This window comes from Nocardioides sp. NPDC054178 (assembly GCF_055585005.1).
Genome location: NZ_JBVJKY010000009.1, coordinates 171,120 through 186,240 on the forward strand (window position 1 = coordinate 171,120; position 15,121 = coordinate 186,240).

Genomic DNA, 15,121 nt, shown 5'->3' on the forward strand with positions numbered 1-15,121 from the left:
GGCGCTCAGGCCTCGGCCGGCGCCGCCGCGAGCCGGGTCGTGAGCCAGGTGTCGAGCACGGCGCAGTTGATGTCCATCTGCGCCCGGGCGACGGTGGCGTCGCCGTACGTCAACCAGTTGACGCCGAACCCGTCGGCGAGAGTGGCCAGGACGTAGGCGACCTCGTCGATGAGCTCGGGCGTGACCGGGTCGCCGGCGGACGCCTCCTGAAGTGCCTTGCGCACGGTGTCGAAGGCCTGGTCGTAGACGGCGATGCCGCGGTCGCCGTGCTGGCGTCGCGCCCAGTTGACGAGCTCGAAGGTCGCGGCGGTGAAGCTCGGCGACTCGAGGTAGCACTCCATCACGCCGCGCAGGATCTGCTGGGCCGCCTCGGGCAGCGTGGTGTGTGGGTCGCTGCCCTCGATGACCTCGCGGTACTTGCCGGCGACGAAGGTGTAGACGTCGGCGAAGAGGTCCTCCTTCGAGTCGTAGCAGTAGTGCAGCATCGCCACGTTGGCCTTGGCCTGCTCGGCGATCCGGCGCGTGGTCGCGCCGTCGATCCCGTGGGCCGCGATCACCTCGACGGCGGCCTCGATGAAGTCGCGACGTCGCTGGGCGACGGGGATCCGTGCCATCTGGCCCTCCGTGGTGTCCGTGCGTCCCAGGAGTTGGGCGCTTGATTTAGTCACGCCGACTCTATCAGCGCCTCTATGGGTAGGTAAAACTTGGTCAAACAACTTAGTCGTAGGTCTTGATCGAATGACTAACTCAGGCTTAGCGTATGAGCCGGATCACACATCCCCTCGATCGGAGACGACCCATGGCGCAGATCAACCAGCAGACGGAAGGAGCCCGCCGGCCGTCGGCGGGTGACCGGCCGGGCAGAGGCAGGCTCATCGGCATCGGCGCGCTGATGGTCGTGCTGACCAACGCCGTCATCTTCATCCTGCCGCCGCTCCTGCCGGTGATCCAGGCGCAGTACGGCCTGGCCACGGTCGCCGAGTCGACCTGGCTCTACACCGCGCTGACCCTCGGCGGCGGAGCGGGGTTCATCCTCCTGCCGCGCCTCGCCGACCTGTACGGCGACCGGAACGCGTCCGTCGCCGCGTGCGTCTTCCTCACGGCCGGCGCCGCGGTCCCGGCGGTGGGCGACTCCTACCCGACGCTCCTCGTCGGGTGCACGCTGATGGGCTTCGGGGGCGCGGCGCAGCTGCTGCCGCTGGGCTTCCTGCGGCGCAACCTCGGTGAGTCCGGCATCACCGTGGGCGTCGCCGTCCTGGTGATCGCCACCGGCGCCGGCATCGTCGTCGGCATGATCGGCGGCGGCTTCATCGTCGAGAACCTGTCCCTGCGCAGCTTCTTCGTCATCCTCACCGCAGCCTGCGCGGCGACCACCCTCGCGACGTACGTGCTGGTCCCGCACGCCCCGCCGGCCGAGCGTGCCGGACGGATCGGCGTGGTCGGCACGGTGTGGATGGTCGCCTGGGTCGCCGCGATCCTGTTGACCCTGACCCAGGGGCTGGTCTGGGGCAACGCGGCTCTGATCCCGTTGGTGGTCGGCATCGTCGGCGGCATCGCCTGGGCGCGCTCCCAGCGCCGCTCGTCGTCGGCGGTCTTCGACATGGCGTTGATGCGTACGCCGCTGGTCACCGCCTCCTGCCTGTGCATCGCGCTGTTCGCGGCGGTGAACTCGGCGTTCCTGCTCCTGCTCAGCACCTACGCACAGGTCATTCCCGAAGCGCTCCGTCCGGTCGACGCGTACGGGCTCGGGCTCTCCGCTCTGCAGACCGGCTGGCTGATGGTGCCCTTCGCAGTGACGTTCCTGGTCGGCGGTGCTGTGGTCGATCGTCCCGTCGCCAACGGCCGTGGCGTACCCGTGTTCGTGCTGGGCGCCCTCATCAGCGCGGCCGGCCTGGCCTGGCTGGCGGTGATGCACGACCAGCAGTGGCACTACCTGGTCGGCGCCGCGGTCATGGGGCTGGGCTGCAGCATCGGCTACGCCGCCGGCTTCACGCTGGTGCAGGCGGCCGTCCCCGAGGAGGAGGCCGGGATGGCCGCGGGCGTCGCCGGCACCTTCATGGCGGTCGGCTTCGCGTTCGGCACGGCGCTCGTCAGCGCCGACCTCAGTGCTTCCCTGGTCCCGGTCTCCGGCTCGTCGCTCGAGGTCGCCGCCGAGGGTCTCTACGGCACCGGCTACTGGATCTCCGGCGTCCTCGCACTGCTCGTCGTCGTGACCGTGCTGGTCTCGAGCGCCCGCTCGCGCCGGCGTCACGGAGCCATCGGCTCCTAGCCGGGACCGGCAGGAGTCGGACCGGACAACACAGGCCATATGAAGGAGAGAAGAGAGACATGAGAGACGACATCTACGCCCTGGCGTTCCTGATCGGGGACGTGATCATGATCGCCGGCGGCTACTGGGCCGGCTGGAAGTTCATCACGAAGTACCGCAACTACCTGCTCGGCATCGAGTGGTTCATCATCGCCACGTCGGGCGTGAACTTCCTGATCTGGGCCCTCCGGTTCCCCGACGACAAGGAGGCCGGCGCGGCCAGCCTGCAGTACTCGGTCGCCTTCTTTCTCGATGCCTTCTCACGCTCGATCGGCATCACCCTGTTGCTGGTCGTCGGGTTCTTGGCGGTGACCCACCGCCACAGGTCGAGCAAGGTGGTCGACGTGACGATCTTCGCCGTGGGCATCGGCGCGGGCCTCTACCTGGGGCAGTCGAAGTTCCAGGACCATGTCGATGACGCCGGCCACCACATTCTCTATCCGGGTCCGGCGACGATCTATCTCGTCGTGAACCTGCTGACGCTGGTCTTCCTGGTGTACCTCACCAAGCGGCTGTGGGACATCGGCGCGACGAAGGTCGCCATCGCCACCCTGCTGGTCAGCCTGGCAGGGACAGGCATCGCCCTGGGCTACGACTTCTTCCCGTTTCCCGCCTCCGTCGACCCGCTCGAGGACCGTCCGCTGTTCTACGCGCTGGCCCTCACGGTGTGGGGCCTGCAGCTGTTCACCTACCTGTTCGCCTACCGCGCGCTGCACGAGCACAACGAGCGCACCGACCCGCGGGAGCTGACCCATGCCCACGCCCACTGACGACGTCGAGTACCTCAACTTCAGCGGCTGGGTCGACCCGCCCACCGACGTGCGCCCTGCCCTGGCGGGCGACCTCGGGTGCCGGGTAGCCGTCATCGGCGGTGGCATCAACGGGATGTCGACCGCGCTGCGGCTCGCCGAACGCGGTCAGGATGTCGTGCTGCTGGAAGCAGAGTTCTGCGGGCACGGCTCCAGCTCGCGCAACGCCGGCCAGCTGGCGGGCGCCCCTGGCGGCGACATCCAGCTGCTCGACCTGCTCTCGCGCAGGAAGATGCCGGGCATGATGCGGCTGGCCGAGCGCGCTGCCCACCACGTCGAGGACTTCATCGCCAAGCACGACATCGACTGCGAGTACGAGGCGACGGGCAACGCCTTCGCGGCGGTCTCGCGCGGTCAGATGGGCCGCGTGCGACGGGTCGCCAAGATCGTGACCCGCGCAGGTGGCCACGTGGAAGTCGGCACGGCTGCGGAGCTGGGGATCCCGCGCGGGTTCGTCGGCGGCATGCGCGAGGTCGTCGGCGGGAGGATGAACCCGGGCGAGTTCAGCCTCGGCATGCGCCAGGTCCTGCTCGAATCCTCCGCTCGGGTCTTCGAGCAGACCAAGGTCACCGACGTCAGGCGCGAGGACGGCCGGGTCGTCCTGACGACCCCGCAGGGCAGGCTCCGGGCGGACCGGGTGGTGCTGGCCACCAACGCCTTCGCGGGGGAGTGGGACATCACTCCGAAGCACCTCTCCGTGCCCATCTACGTCATCGAGGTGGAGACCGAGCCGATCGCCCCCGAGCGCTTAGCCGCGCTGGGCTGGACCAGCCGCATGGGCCTCGTCACCCAGCACGCGATCATGGAGAACTATCGCCTGACCCCGCGCAACACCATCGTGTTCGGCGTACGCCGCCTCGAGCGTGGCACGAGCTACCCGCTCCCGGAGAAGGCGCCGGATCCCGGGCTGGTCGAGGAGCTGGCCGGCGCGTTCGCCACGCGCTTCCCGTCACTGGCCGACGTGGCGATCGAGCGAGCCTGGGGCGGGTGGATCGCGATCACCTCGTCCTGGCTCCCCATCGCCGGGCAGATCGGCGAGGACATCTACTACTCGATCGCCTGCAACGGCCACGGCCTCGCCCAGGCGCCGTACGTCGGGACGCTCATCGCCGATGCGATCGTCGACGGCGAGCTGCACGAGGACCTGCGGACCCTGTGGCAGGACCGGCCGAAGTTCCCGCGACCGATGATGATGAGTCGGGCCGGCCTCAGGACGATCTGGGCCGTCGACCGCTTCAACGACCTGGTCAACGGCAGCCGGCGCCGTGCCCGGCTCAGGGCTTGAAGACGACCTTCACCATCTCCTCGGACTTCTCCTGGAAGGACTTGTAGGCCTCGGGAGCCTCGCTCAGGGGGAGGTGGTGGGTGGCGAAGGTGTCGACGCCGAGCGGGTCGTCGTCGCCCTCGAGGAACGGCATCAGGTCATCCGTCCAGGCGCGTACGTTGGCCTGGCCCATGCGGATGCTGACCTGCTTGTCGAAGAGCTGCATCATCGGGAACGGGTCGAGCGCGCCGCCGTAGACGCCGGCGATCGAGACGGTGCCGCCGCGGCGTACGGCATCGAAGGCGGTGTGGAGCGCGGCCATCCGGTCGATGCCGGCCGCCTGCATCGCCGGGCGGCTGGCAGCTCGTGGCATCCGGGAGACCAGCTTGGTCATCCCCTCCGCGATCGGCGAGCCGTGGGCCTCCATTCCCACGGCGTCGACCACGGCGTCCGCGCCGCGTCCCTCGGTCCGTTCGCGTACCTGCTCGGCGATGTCGCCGGAGTCGAGGCCGATCGTCTCGGCTCCACGCTGCCGGACCCGGGCGAGCCGCTCGCGCTCCCGGTCCACGCTGATGACCCGGTGGCCGGCGTTCAGCGCGAAGCGGCTCACCATGTCGCCGATGGGGCCCGCGCCGAGGACCAGCAGGGTGCTCTCCGGGTCGGGGTCGGCGTACTGCAGGGCCTGCCAGGCGGTCGGCAGGACGTCGGAGAGGAAGAGGAAGCGGTCGTCGGGCGGGCCGTGCGGGACCTTGATCGGCAGCTCGTTGCCGAAGGGGACGCGCAGGTACTCGGCCTGGCCGCCCGGGACCTGGCCGTAGAGGGAGCTGTAGCCGAAGAGGCTGGCGCCGGTGCCCTGGTCGCGGTTCTGGGTGGTCTCGCACTGCGAGTGCAGGCTGTGCCGGCACATCCAGCAGGTGCCGCAGCTGACGTTGAACGGCACCACCACGCGGTCGCCGACGCTCACCTCGCGAACGCCGGGGCCGACCTCGGCCACGATCCCCATCGGCTCGTGCCCGACGACGTCGCCCGGTGTCATGAAACCGGTGAGCACCTCGTAGAGATGCAGGTCGGAACCACACAGTCCGGTCGAGGTGATCTCGACGATGATGTCGTCGTCGTCGAGGATGCGCGGATCAGGGACGTCGTCCACCCGGATGTCGCGTCTTCCTTGCCAGGTGACTGCCTTCATGGGTGCTCCTCCTTGGATCGAGTCACTTCTGCGGTACCCCGATCCGGCGATTCGAGCCCGGCGCGCGGCAGTGCTGAACCCGGTCGTGGTGGGTACCGGTGAGGCTCACAGCGCAGATCAGAACCGGCCGCAGGGAGGGCGTGGACAACATGAAGGTGGTCGTCATCGGTGCGTCGGGAAACCTCGGCAGCGCCACCGTCCGGGCACTCACCGCCGACGGTGCCGCCGAGGTCGTCGCCGTCGCGCGCCGCGCTCCGGAGGGCCCACGGGCCTTTGACCATGCCTCCGTCGAGTGGCGGGTGGCCGACGTGTCGACGGCCAACCTGGAGCCGGTGGTGGAAGGTGCCGACGCGGTCGTGCACCTCGCCTGGAAGTTCCAGCCCACGCACCGCCCGGAGGAGACCTGGGCCACCAACGCCGTCGGCACGCGCCGGGTCCTCGAGGCCGTGGCCCGCGCAGGCGTCCCGGCGCTCGTGTGCGCCTCGTCGGTGGCGGCCTACTCTCCGGTGGGTCACAACGACCCCGTCGACGAGAGCTGGGAGACCGACGGGGCGTCGGCCGCCGCGTACTGCCGGGAGAAGGCGTACGTCGAACGGGCCCTGGACGCCTTCGCCTGCCAGCACCCCGAGGTCCGTCTGGTCAGAGCTCGGCCCGCGTTCGTCTTCCAGCGCTCGGCGGCCAGCGAGCAACGGCGCATCTTCGGGGGTGCCCTCGCCCGGCCCGCGCTCTTCGACCGCCGGCGCATCCCGGTGGTCCCGGTGCCGGCCGGCCTGAGATTCCAGGCAGTGCACGCCGGAGACGTCGGCCGGGCCCTGGCCGCTGCGGCGACCACGGAGGTGGAGGGCGCTTTCAACCTGGCCGGTGCCGGGGTGATCGGCCGTGACGAGCTCGGCGAGCTGATGGGCGCTCGAACGGTCGAGGTCTCGCCGCGTCTCGCCCGTCACGGCCTGGACGGCGCCTGGCACGCACGGCTGGTGCCCGTCCCCGGCAACCTGCTGGACGCGGTCATGCAGCTGCCGCTGATGTCGACGGCCCGCGCCGAGCAGACGCTCGGCTGGCAGCCGCGTCACTCGGCCATGGACGCGCTCGAGGCCGTCCTCTCCGGGATCCCGGAGAAGGCGGGCAGCGGGCTCCCGCCGTTACGACCCTGACCTCTGAAGAAGGAGCAGCCATGAACGACGACATGTTGCACGCCTACCTGCAGCACCACTGGGCCGGGTCCAGCGCCGGCACCGCGATGTTCGAGCGCGTCGGCCGTACGCACTCCGATCCCGACGTGGCCGCCCGGGTGCGACAGCTGGCGGCCGAGGTGAACGAGGAACGCGAGCAGCTGCGGCAGATCATCGTGGCGACCGGAGCGGATCCCTCGCGCATCGCCGCGGCGACGGGGCGGGCGCTGGAGTTCGCGGGCCGGTTCAAGCCGAACGGCCGGCTGGTGCGACGCTCACCGCTCTCGGACCTGTTCGAGCTGGAGGCGCTGCGGGACGCGGTGGCCGGCAAACGGGCCGGGTGGCAGCTGCTGCGTACGGCAACCGAGGGCGACGCCCGTGTCGACGCGCTGCAGCTGGACGAGCTCATCCGCCGCGCCGACGACCAGCTCGCCCAGCTCGAGGACATGCACCTGCGGGTGGGCCGTACCGTGATCAGCGCATGACGGTGGTGGCCACGGGTTACCTGATGGCATGACGTCACCGACCTGCCTGATCCTGAACTGCACGCTCAAACGCTCACCCGGCGAGTCCAGCTCGGAGCTGCTCGGGTCCCAGATCCTCTCGGCGCTCCTGGACCACGGGGTGAAGGGCGAGATGGTCCGGGTCGTCGACCACGACGTCCGTTTCGGGGTGAGCACCGACGAGGGTGACGGCGACGGATGGCCGCAGCTCCGCGAGCGGATGCTCGCCGCGGACGTGCTCGTGCTGGTCACCCCGATCTGGCTGGGCCAGCCGTCCTCGGTGTGCAAGATGGTGCTCGAGCGACTCGACGCCGAGCTCAGCGAGACCGACGACGACGGCCGGATGCTGACCTACGACAAGGTCGCCGGCATCGGCGTCGTCGGCAACGAGGACGGCGCCCACCATGTCACCGCCGAGCTCTGCCAGGCGCTCAGCGACGTCGGCTTCACCATCCCCGCCGGCGGGTCGACGTACTGGGTCGGCGAGGCCATGCAGGGCGTCGACTACAAGGACAAGGTGCCGACCCCGGAGACGACCGCGGGAACGACCAGGACGATGGCGCGTCACCTGGCCCATCTCGCCGGGCTGCTCGCCGAGTCGCCCTATCCCGCGGAGTAGGACCTAGCCTCGGCTCACGTCCTGGTCGCGCTGCGTCCGGGCGAGGAGCCGTCTCTGGGCGCGGCGCCCCTGCGCCACGACCACAGGTGCCGCGCTGAGCCCGAGCCGGGGGATCGCGTCGGCGACCCGCGCCTGGATCCCGCGCCAGCCGGGCACCGTCTTGACCGGCCGTGGCCTGTCGAGCACCGTGCCGACCGCCGCCACGACCTCCTCGGGCTGGAGCAGCTTGCCGGAGAACGACAGGGCGGCGGCGGGGTCCTCGAGCTTGTCGTAGAGCATCGGGGTCCAGATGCCGTCCGGGCAGACGCACGAGATGTCGATGTCCTCGACGCCGGCGAGCCGCAGGTCCGCGAGGGTGCTGAGGCTGAAGCCGATGGCCGCGTGCTTGGAGGCGGCGTAGACGGCTTCGCCCGGAACGGCGGTGATGCCGGCCAGGGAGACGATGTTGACGATGTGGCCGCCGGACCCGGCACGCATGGCCTCGATGGCGCTGACGGTGCCGTTGATCGTGCCGAGCGCGTTGACCTCGAGCATCAGCCGGCGCGTGTCGGGAGCCTGGGTCCAGGCCGGCCCGCTGACCAGCACTCCGGCGTTGTTGACCCACACGTCGAGGCGGTCGGCATGGGTGAGCAGCGCGTCGCGGGCGGCATCGACCGCGGCGGCGTCGCGTACGTCGAGGCCCCGGGGGATCGCGTTCGCCCCCAGCTCCTCGGCGGCGGTCTGCGCGGCCGCCTCGTCGAGGTCGGTGACCAGCACGGTGTGGCCGCGCTCGATGAGCAGCGCGGCGATCTGCCGCCCCAGCCCTCGGCCTGCTCCGGTGACGACGGCGCCGGACGCGGGGCGGTTCACGACCGGCCGCCCGGCAGCGTGCCGTACTCGATCCCGCCGTGGACGTGGGTCGGTACGACGGGCCAGAACCGCTTCTCCTCGAGCTCGGGGATCGTGCGGGCTCCGATGGTGGCGAGGCCACCGCTGTCGGGTCGCGTCTCCGTGCCGGTCATGATGCTCTCCTTCTCGTCGCTGACCCGACGAGTGTGACGCGCACACGAGGCAAGAACTTGTCCCAGCGCGACAGCGGTGGAGATCAGCCGCCCGCCACCGTCGCCGCGCGGCGGCGCAGGTCACGGGGGCTGGTGCCGTACCAGCGCCGCACCGCGCGGCTGAGCGAGGACTGCTCGCTGAATCCCGACAGCGCCGCCACCTGGGTCAGCGACATCTCCGTGGTGGTGATGTAGCGGTGTGCGGCTTCACGCCGAACCAGGTCCAGCAGCGCCTCGAAGGTCGTGTCCTCGTGGGCGAGGCGCCGCTGAAGAGTGCGTGGGTGCAGCCCGAGGAGCCGCGCGACCTGTGCGGTCCCGGGCGCTCCGTATGCCAGCAGCTCCGCGATCGCACCGCGTACGCGTGGGGCGGTCGCCGATCCCGGGTCCGGGTAGTGGGTGGCGAGGTGCTCGAGCGCGACCCGCCGGATCGTCTCGTCGGCGCTGCGGAAGCCCCGGTCGAGCGCGGACCGGTCGAGGCGCAGCGCTCCGGACGGCGCCCCGAACTTCACGTCGACCCGGAAGAAGTCGAGGTAGCGCTGGACCGGCGAGAGCGGAGCGTGGGGGATCTCGACGGAGCGAAGACCGGTCACGCCGCCGAGGAGGAGGTCGGCCACGTGGTGGAACAGACCGAGACCGAGCTCGATCGCCTGCGGAGAGTACGGCGACTCGCGCAGGTCCTTGCGATAGGTGGCAGCCACGACGCCGCGCACTCCGCGCGGATCCGGCTCGACGCCGATCCGGAGCGCCGGGCTGTGCACGAACAGGAACCTCGACGCGCACTCCAGCGCGTCCGCGACGGTCGCGGAGGACTCGACGGCGATCGCCAGCGGGCCCAGGATGCTCAGGTCCTGTCGCTCGGCCAGGCGCAGACCGAGGTCCGGGCAGTCGAGCGCGGCCGCGGCCGCGTCGAGCATCAGGTCGTGGGCGGTGATCGGGATCAGGCCGTCGTCGGAGGCGAGGATGCGGGGCGAGATCCCGAAGCGGCGCAGCATCGGATCGGCCTCGCCGCCGAGCTCCTCGACCAACGACGTGAATCCGCGAAGGCTGGCCGTGCGGATCATCGGTCGCCCACCGCGGGCCGCGGCCGCAGATCCAGACATCATGCCCCTCCTCGTCGGCGGTCGGAGGCTAACACCTCGCCGACAAGGTCTCAGGGGACGAGCACGATCCGTCCCGACAGACCGCCGTCGGCCAGGCGAGCGTGAGCCTTCGCGGCCTCGTGCAGCGGAAAGGTCTGCGCGACCCGGGGGACCAGCACTCCTCGGTCGGCCAGCCTGGACAGCTCGGTCAGCTGGGCGCCGTCGGACCGCACGCTGAGGGCCTCGACGCGGATGCCGCGCTCCGAGGCCGGCTCGCTCCCGGGCCACAGACCGGCGTAGGCACCTGCGTCGCGGACCGCCGCGAGCACGGACGCCCCCAGCCCGGCGGCATCCAGGACGCCGTCGAAGCCACCTGCTTCAGGGGTCTGTCCGCGTGCCAGGAAGTGGTCGGCTCCGCGGGCGCGGATGAACTCCTCGAAGGCGGTCGAACCGGTCCCAGTGACCTGCAGGCCCTGCTGATGGGCCAGCTCGACCACGTGCGCGCCGACGCCGCCGCTCGCGCCGGTGACCAGCAGGCGCTGCCCCGGGGTCAGCCCGAGCAGGTGCAGCACCTGGTAAGCGGTCGTCGCATTCAGCGGCAGGGTCGCGGCATGGATGTCGTCGAGGGTGGCAGGGGCGGGTGCGAGCGTGTCGGCCTCCAGCACGACGTACTCGGCGTGGGTACCCAGCTCCTTGTGGTGTCCGGTGGCCAGTGCGATGACGCGCTCACCGGTCGACCAGGTGACGCCGGGGCCGACGGCATCGATGACGCCGGCGACGTCCCAGCCCAGACCCAGCCTCTGCTGGCCTCCGAAGACGCCGGCGCGGGTGGCGGCGTCCATCGGGTTGAGCGCGGCTGCCTTCATGGTGATGCGTACCTGTCCGGCACCCGGATCAGGCACCGGATGCTCGGTGATCTCGACCGCCTCGGGGCCGCCGAAGCGGGAAACGGTCGCGGCGCACATGGTCATGGTCTTCCTCCAGGGGTGGACGTCGAGACGTCCGGTGCTTGTCGGGCGACGTCTCGTACGACGCCATTTCTTACTATTGGTGCGTAACCTCATGGTGAGTGAGAATGGAAGGCCTTACAAAAGGCACACGCGTGTGCGGAACAGGATGGGAAGGTGCGTCATGCACGCCGACGCGAGAGACGGGCGGACCGGCGCGGTGGCGGGTCCGTGCGCCCGCTGGCCCGCGGAGCAGGGCGAGACCATCCGGCAGATCGTCGATCGGGCCGGGGACAAGTGGACCGTCTTCGTGATCGGCACCCTGGCCGAGGGACCCCTGCGCTACACCGACCTGCAGCGCTCCATCACGGGGATCTCCCAGCGCATGCTGACGCACACGCTGCGCCAGCTGCAGCGCGACGGCCTGGTGACCAGGACCGCCTATCCCGAGGTGCCTCCGCGCGTCGAGTACGCGCTGACCGATCTGGGCGCCACGCTCCTCGACGCCGTCACCGGTCTGGTCGACTGGGCAGGCACCCACCACGATGAGATCCAGCACCATCGCGCCCGCTTCGATGAGGCTGGCGGCGCGCGCGGATGACCGAGTGCCGGGCGAGGTCGGCACGGCCCAAGAGCCGGCGTCGCTCGACGACCGCAGGGAAATGCACCCGTTCACGGGATGCTGGTCAGCTCCGCTCCTGAGGATCATGACCGGTGACAAGCATCCCGGGTGTGGCGCCGTTCGCGGCCGACCGTGCCGCAGTGGTGCACCGTCCCAGCGAAGGAGTCCGACCGGTGTTGACCAAAGCTCTCCTGGTGCGTCTCGAGGCGCTACCGGGCAAGGAAGCAGACCTCGCAGATTTCCTCACGAAAGCGCGCTCGATCGTGATGGCTGAGCCCGGCACCGTCGCCTGGTTCGCCATCCAGTTCGGCCCCTCGACCTTCGGGGTGTACGACGTGTTCCCCGACGACGAAGCCAGAGACGCGCACCTCGCCGGCGGTGTAGGTCAGGCGCTCGGGCCGAACACCGGTGTCCTCTTCTCGGAGCCGCAGATCGAGAAGATCGACATCCTCGCCGACAAGGTCCCGGAGTAGTCTCCGCGACGGCAGTTCCGCGGGCGACCGGACGACGGCCCCTGACGATGGGCGGCATCGAAAAGATGTCGCCGCGGGTCAGGGGCCGTTTCCGTGTGCCCGATGCAGTTGCGCGAATCAGATCCGTCCTGGGAATCGCCCGGCGAAGTGTGGTGGCGACCCGTGGCACGCGGGCGTAGTGTGAAGGCTCTCCCTCGGATCCGATGAACGGTGGCCATGATGAGCGGTCTGAGCCTGGGGATCCCCGGGGTCGGCGTTGTTAGTCCCGGAACCCACTTCTGTGCGCTCTACTCGGGTCCGGCCGAGCGCGACCGATTGTTGTACCCCTTCCTCGAGGAGGGGCTGCGGCAGGGCGACAAGTGTCTGTGCCTGATCGACGATGTCGAGCCCGCGCTGGTCAGGGACCTGGCGGTGGGACAGCCCGGCCCGAACTACTCACGACGATCGGCTCAGCTCGACGTCGAACGATCCTCGGACGTCTACCTCAGGGCGGGAGAGTTCAGCGTCGAGGGCATGGTGAGCTTCCTCTCCGAGAGCGTGGACGCGGCGGTCGCGGACGACTTCGACCTTCTCCGGGCCGCCGGCGAGATGTCGTGGGTGCTCTCCGGCGCCCCGGGGTGGGACGACCTGTTCGTCTACGAGTCGTCCCTGAACCACGTCGTCGAGGAGGTGCCCGCCATCCTCATGTGTCTCTACGACCTGAAGAAGTTCGGGGCCGAGATGCTCGTCGAGGTCCTCCATACCCACCCCACGGTCCTGCTGGACGGCACGGTGATCGACAACCCGCACTACGTCGATCCGACCGAGTATCAGGCGGCTGCCAGAGCCGCCGAGACGCCCCGGTATCCCTTGGTCAAGGTAGACGCCGGCGACGAGGACGGGACCGACCACGGGTGGGCGTCGCTCACCGGCGCCGAGATGCGGATCGTCTCCCAGGTCTCCCAGGGGAAGTCGAACCGTGCGGTCGCGGAGGAGCTCTGCGTCTCCCGCCACACCGTGGACGCCCACCTCAAGCACATCTACCTCAAGCTCGACGTCCACTCCCGGGTCGAGCTGACCGTGCTGGCGCTGCAGCACCACCACCCCGGCGGCTAGCCGGCGGCGGCCCGGTCCGCCAAGAAACACCCGTTCACGGGATGCAGACGATCCCGGCGCGCGAGAAGCATGGCCGACACACATGCTTCCGGCGAATGGAGTGGTCATGGGCAGGGCAGTCGGCATCGACCTGGGAACGACGAACTCGGTGATCGCGGCGACCGAAAACGGGCAGCCGCAGGTCATCCCCAACGCGGAGGGCAACCGGACGACGCCGTCCGTGGTCGCCTTCTTGGAGAACGGAGAGCGCCTGGTCGGCCAGATGGCCCGGCGACAGGCGATCCTGAACCCGAAGGGAACGATCTATTCCGCGAAGCGCTTCATCGGCCACAAGTACGACGAGGTCAGCAGCGAGATGAACACGGTCTCCTTCGACGTCGTCGAAGGACCCGAGGGCACGGCCCGGTTCCAGGTCGACGGCAAGCTCTACGCACCCGAGGAGATCTCGGCGCAGGTGCTTCGCAAGCTGGTCGACGACGCCGGGAAGTTCCTCGGGGAGCGGGTCACCGAGGCGGTCATCACCGTCCCCGCCCACTTCAACGACGCGCAGCGTCAGGCCACCAAGGACGCCGGCAGGATCGCCGGGCTCGAGGTCCTCAGGATCATCAACGAGCCCACGGCCGCCGCCCTCGCGTACGGGATGGACAAGCTCGAGAACGAGACCGTGCTGGTCTTCGACCTCGGTGGTGGCACGTTCGACGTGAGCATCCTGACCGTCGGGGACGGCGTGGTCGAGGTCCGGTCCACGGCCGGAGACACCCACCTCGGCGGTGACGACTTCGACCGACGCATCGTCGACTACCTGGCCGACGAGTTCAAGAAGTCCAACGGCATCGACCTCCGCGACGACTCCCAGGCTCTCCAGCGTCTCTTCGAGGCGGCCGAGAAGGCCAAGGTGGAGCTGTCGGCGGTCACCCAGACCGCCGTCAACCTGCCCTTCGTGACCGCCGACGCCTCCGGGCCCAAGCACCTCAACGTCAACCTGATGAGGTCGACCTTCGAGCAGCTCACCGCCGACCTCGTCGAGCGCTGCCTCGGCCCGGTCAAGCAGGCCATGGAGGACGCCAAGGTCACCTCCGACGACATCGACGAGGTCATCCTCGTGGGCGGGTCCACCAGGATCCCAGCCGTGCAGGCGCTGGTACGCCGGCTGACCGGCGGCAAGGATCCCAACATGACCGTCAACCCGGACGAGGTCGTGGCCATCGGCGCGGCGGTCCAGGCGGCGATCATCAAGGGCGACGTCAAGGACGTGCTGCTGCTCGACGTCACGCCGCTGTCGCTGGGTCTGGAGACGATGGGTGGGGTGATGACCAGGGTCATCGACCGCAACACCACCATCCCGGCTCGGCGGACCGAGGTCTTCAGCACCGCGGAGGACAACCAGTCCGCCGTCGACGTCGTCGTGCTCCAGGGCGAGCGGGAGAGAGCGGCCGACAACCGCGTGCTGGCCAGGTTCCGGCTCGAGGACATCCGTCCCGCGCCGCGTGGGGTGCCCCAGATCGAGGTGACCTTCGACATCGACGCCAACGGCATCCTGCACGTCTCGGCGCGTGACAAGGACACCGGTGCCGAGCAGCAGGTGACCATCAGCGAGACCTCCACCCTCAGCCAGGAGGAGGTCGACCGGATGATCAAGGACGCCGAGACCCACCGTGGCGAGGATGCCGCTCTGCGCGAGCGGGTCGATGCCCGCAACGAGCTCGACTCCGTGGCCTACCAGGTGCGCAGGTCCCTCGAGGAGGCCGGCGCGGCGGTGGCCGAGCACGACCGCGCTCGTGCCGAGCTGCTCGTCGAGGAGGCCAGGCAGGCGGTCGAGGGCGACGAGCCCGTGGACCGCCTCCGTGCCCTGACGGGCGAGCTCCACCAGCTGGGTCAGGTGCTGAGCTCCGCGGCCCGCGGTGGCGGCGGACCGTCGACCGGGCCGGCGAGCGCCTCTGGGGCGGCGGCCGACAGCGATGACGACGACGTCATCGACGCCGAGTTCACCTCGAACTGACCGCC

16 protein-coding genes are annotated in these 15,121 nt (G+C 69.9%); 10 read left to right on the forward strand and 6 right to left on the reverse strand.

Annotated elements, in window-relative coordinates:
* Positions 1-5: 5 nt before the first annotated feature.
* Complete coding sequence (locus tag ACZ6WN_RS26585; protein ID WP_465869059.1) at positions 6-614, reverse strand: TetR/AcrR family transcriptional regulator; 609 nt, start codon at positions 612-614, stop codon at positions 6-8.
* Positions 615-799: 185 nt separating this feature from the next.
* Here ACZ6WN_RS26585 and ACZ6WN_RS26590 point away from each other — a divergent pair, with 185 nt between their 5' ends.
* Genes ACZ6WN_RS26590 through ACZ6WN_RS26600 form a run of 3 tightly spaced genes read left to right on the forward strand, consistent with a single transcriptional unit; the run spans position 800 to position 4,402 of the window.
* Positions 800-2,269: an MFS transporter gene (locus ACZ6WN_RS26590; RefSeq protein WP_465869061.1), complete on the forward strand. Its 1,470-nt coding sequence runs from the start codon at positions 800-802 to the stop codon at positions 2,267-2,269.
* A gap of 59 nt (positions 2,270-2,328) precedes the next feature.
* Complete coding sequence (locus ACZ6WN_RS26595; protein WP_465869063.1) at positions 2,329-3,078, forward strand: hypothetical protein; 750 nt, start codon at positions 2,329-2,331, stop codon at positions 3,076-3,078.
* Positions 3,062-4,402, forward strand: coding sequence for an NAD(P)/FAD-dependent oxidoreductase (locus tag ACZ6WN_RS26600; RefSeq protein WP_465869065.1), 1,341 nt, complete (start codon positions 3,062-3,064; stop codon positions 4,400-4,402). Before ACZ6WN_RS26595 ends, ACZ6WN_RS26600 begins: the two co-directional genes overlap by 17 nt.
* Here ACZ6WN_RS26600 and ACZ6WN_RS26605 read toward each other — a convergent pair.
* Positions 4,392-5,570, reverse strand: a complete 1,179-nt coding sequence (locus tag ACZ6WN_RS26605) for an alcohol dehydrogenase catalytic domain-containing protein (RefSeq protein WP_465869067.1) — start codon at positions 5,568-5,570, stop codon at positions 4,392-4,394. The two genes, ACZ6WN_RS26600 and ACZ6WN_RS26605, sit on opposite strands and share 11 nt — an antisense overlap.
* Before the next feature lie 149 nt (positions 5,571-5,719).
* Between ACZ6WN_RS26605 and ACZ6WN_RS26610 the strand changes: the two genes are divergently transcribed.
* From ACZ6WN_RS26610 to ACZ6WN_RS26620, 3 genes are read left to right on the forward strand one after another with little or no spacing between them, the layout of a single operon-like run.
* On the forward strand, positions 5,720-6,721 hold the full coding sequence (locus ACZ6WN_RS26610) for an NAD-dependent epimerase/dehydratase family protein (RefSeq protein WP_465869274.1): 1,002 nt from the start codon (positions 5,720-5,722) through the stop codon (positions 6,719-6,721).
* Positions 6,722-6,741: 20 nt separating this feature from the next.
* The gene (locus ACZ6WN_RS26615) at positions 6,742-7,224 is read left to right on the forward strand and encodes a hypothetical protein (RefSeq protein WP_465869068.1); all 483 of its coding nucleotides are present in this window, start codon (positions 6,742-6,744) and stop codon (positions 7,222-7,224) included.
* 28 nt (positions 7,225-7,252) lie between these two features.
* Positions 7,253-7,861 carry a flavodoxin family protein gene (locus ACZ6WN_RS26620; RefSeq protein WP_465869070.1) on the forward strand — a complete coding sequence of 203 codons (609 nt, stop codon included), beginning with the start codon at positions 7,253-7,255 and terminating at the stop codon, positions 7,859-7,861.
* A 3-nt stretch (positions 7,862-7,864) separates the two neighbouring features.
* On the opposite strand, the gene ACZ6WN_RS26625 is transcribed toward ACZ6WN_RS26620, so the two are convergent.
* The 4 genes from ACZ6WN_RS26625 to ACZ6WN_RS26640 all read right to left on the reverse strand — a co-directional run bounded on the left by ACZ6WN_RS26625 (position 7,865) and on the right by ACZ6WN_RS26640 (position 10,951).
* Positions 7,865-8,710: an SDR family oxidoreductase gene (locus ACZ6WN_RS26625; protein WP_465869071.1), complete on the reverse strand. Its 846-nt coding sequence runs from the start codon at positions 8,708-8,710 to the stop codon at positions 7,865-7,867.
* Positions 8,707-8,862, reverse strand: coding sequence for a hypothetical protein (locus tag ACZ6WN_RS26630; protein WP_465869072.1), 156 nt, complete (start codon positions 8,860-8,862; stop codon positions 8,707-8,709). Before ACZ6WN_RS26630 ends, ACZ6WN_RS26625 begins: the two co-directional genes overlap by 4 nt.
* An 83-nt stretch (positions 8,863-8,945) precedes the next feature.
* Complete coding sequence (locus ACZ6WN_RS26635) at positions 8,946-10,001, reverse strand: AraC family transcriptional regulator (RefSeq protein ID WP_465869073.1); 1,056 nt, start codon at positions 9,999-10,001, stop codon at positions 8,946-8,948.
* Between the two features lie 50 nt (positions 10,002-10,051).
* Positions 10,052-10,951 (reverse strand): NADP-dependent oxidoreductase, encoded by a 900-nt coding sequence (locus ACZ6WN_RS26640; RefSeq protein WP_465869074.1) that lies wholly within the window; start codon positions 10,949-10,951, stop codon positions 10,052-10,054.
* Positions 10,952-11,111: 160 nt separating this feature from the next.
* Between ACZ6WN_RS26640 and ACZ6WN_RS26645 the strand changes: the two genes are divergently transcribed.
* The 4 genes from ACZ6WN_RS26645 to dnaK all read left to right on the forward strand — a co-directional run bounded on the left by ACZ6WN_RS26645 (position 11,112) and on the right by dnaK (position 15,116).
* Entirely contained in the window at positions 11,112-11,528 is a 417-nt protein-coding gene (locus ACZ6WN_RS26645) for a winged helix-turn-helix transcriptional regulator (protein ID WP_465869075.1), read from the forward strand.
* A gap of 194 nt (positions 11,529-11,722) precedes the next feature.
* On the forward strand, positions 11,723-12,022 hold the full coding sequence (locus ACZ6WN_RS26650; RefSeq protein ID WP_465869076.1) for a putative quinol monooxygenase: 300 nt from the start codon (positions 11,723-11,725) through the stop codon (positions 12,020-12,022).
* Between the two features lie 219 nt (positions 12,023-12,241).
* Positions 12,242-13,117, forward strand: a complete 876-nt coding sequence (locus ACZ6WN_RS26655; RefSeq protein ID WP_465869078.1) for an MEDS domain-containing protein — start codon at positions 12,242-12,244, stop codon at positions 13,115-13,117.
* Positions 13,118-13,223: 106 nt separating this feature from the next.
* Positions 13,224-15,116 (forward strand): molecular chaperone DnaK, encoded by a 1,893-nt coding sequence (gene dnaK / locus ACZ6WN_RS26660; protein ID WP_465869079.1) that lies wholly within the window; start codon positions 13,224-13,226, stop codon positions 15,114-15,116.
* Positions 15,117-15,121: the final 5 nt, after the last annotated feature.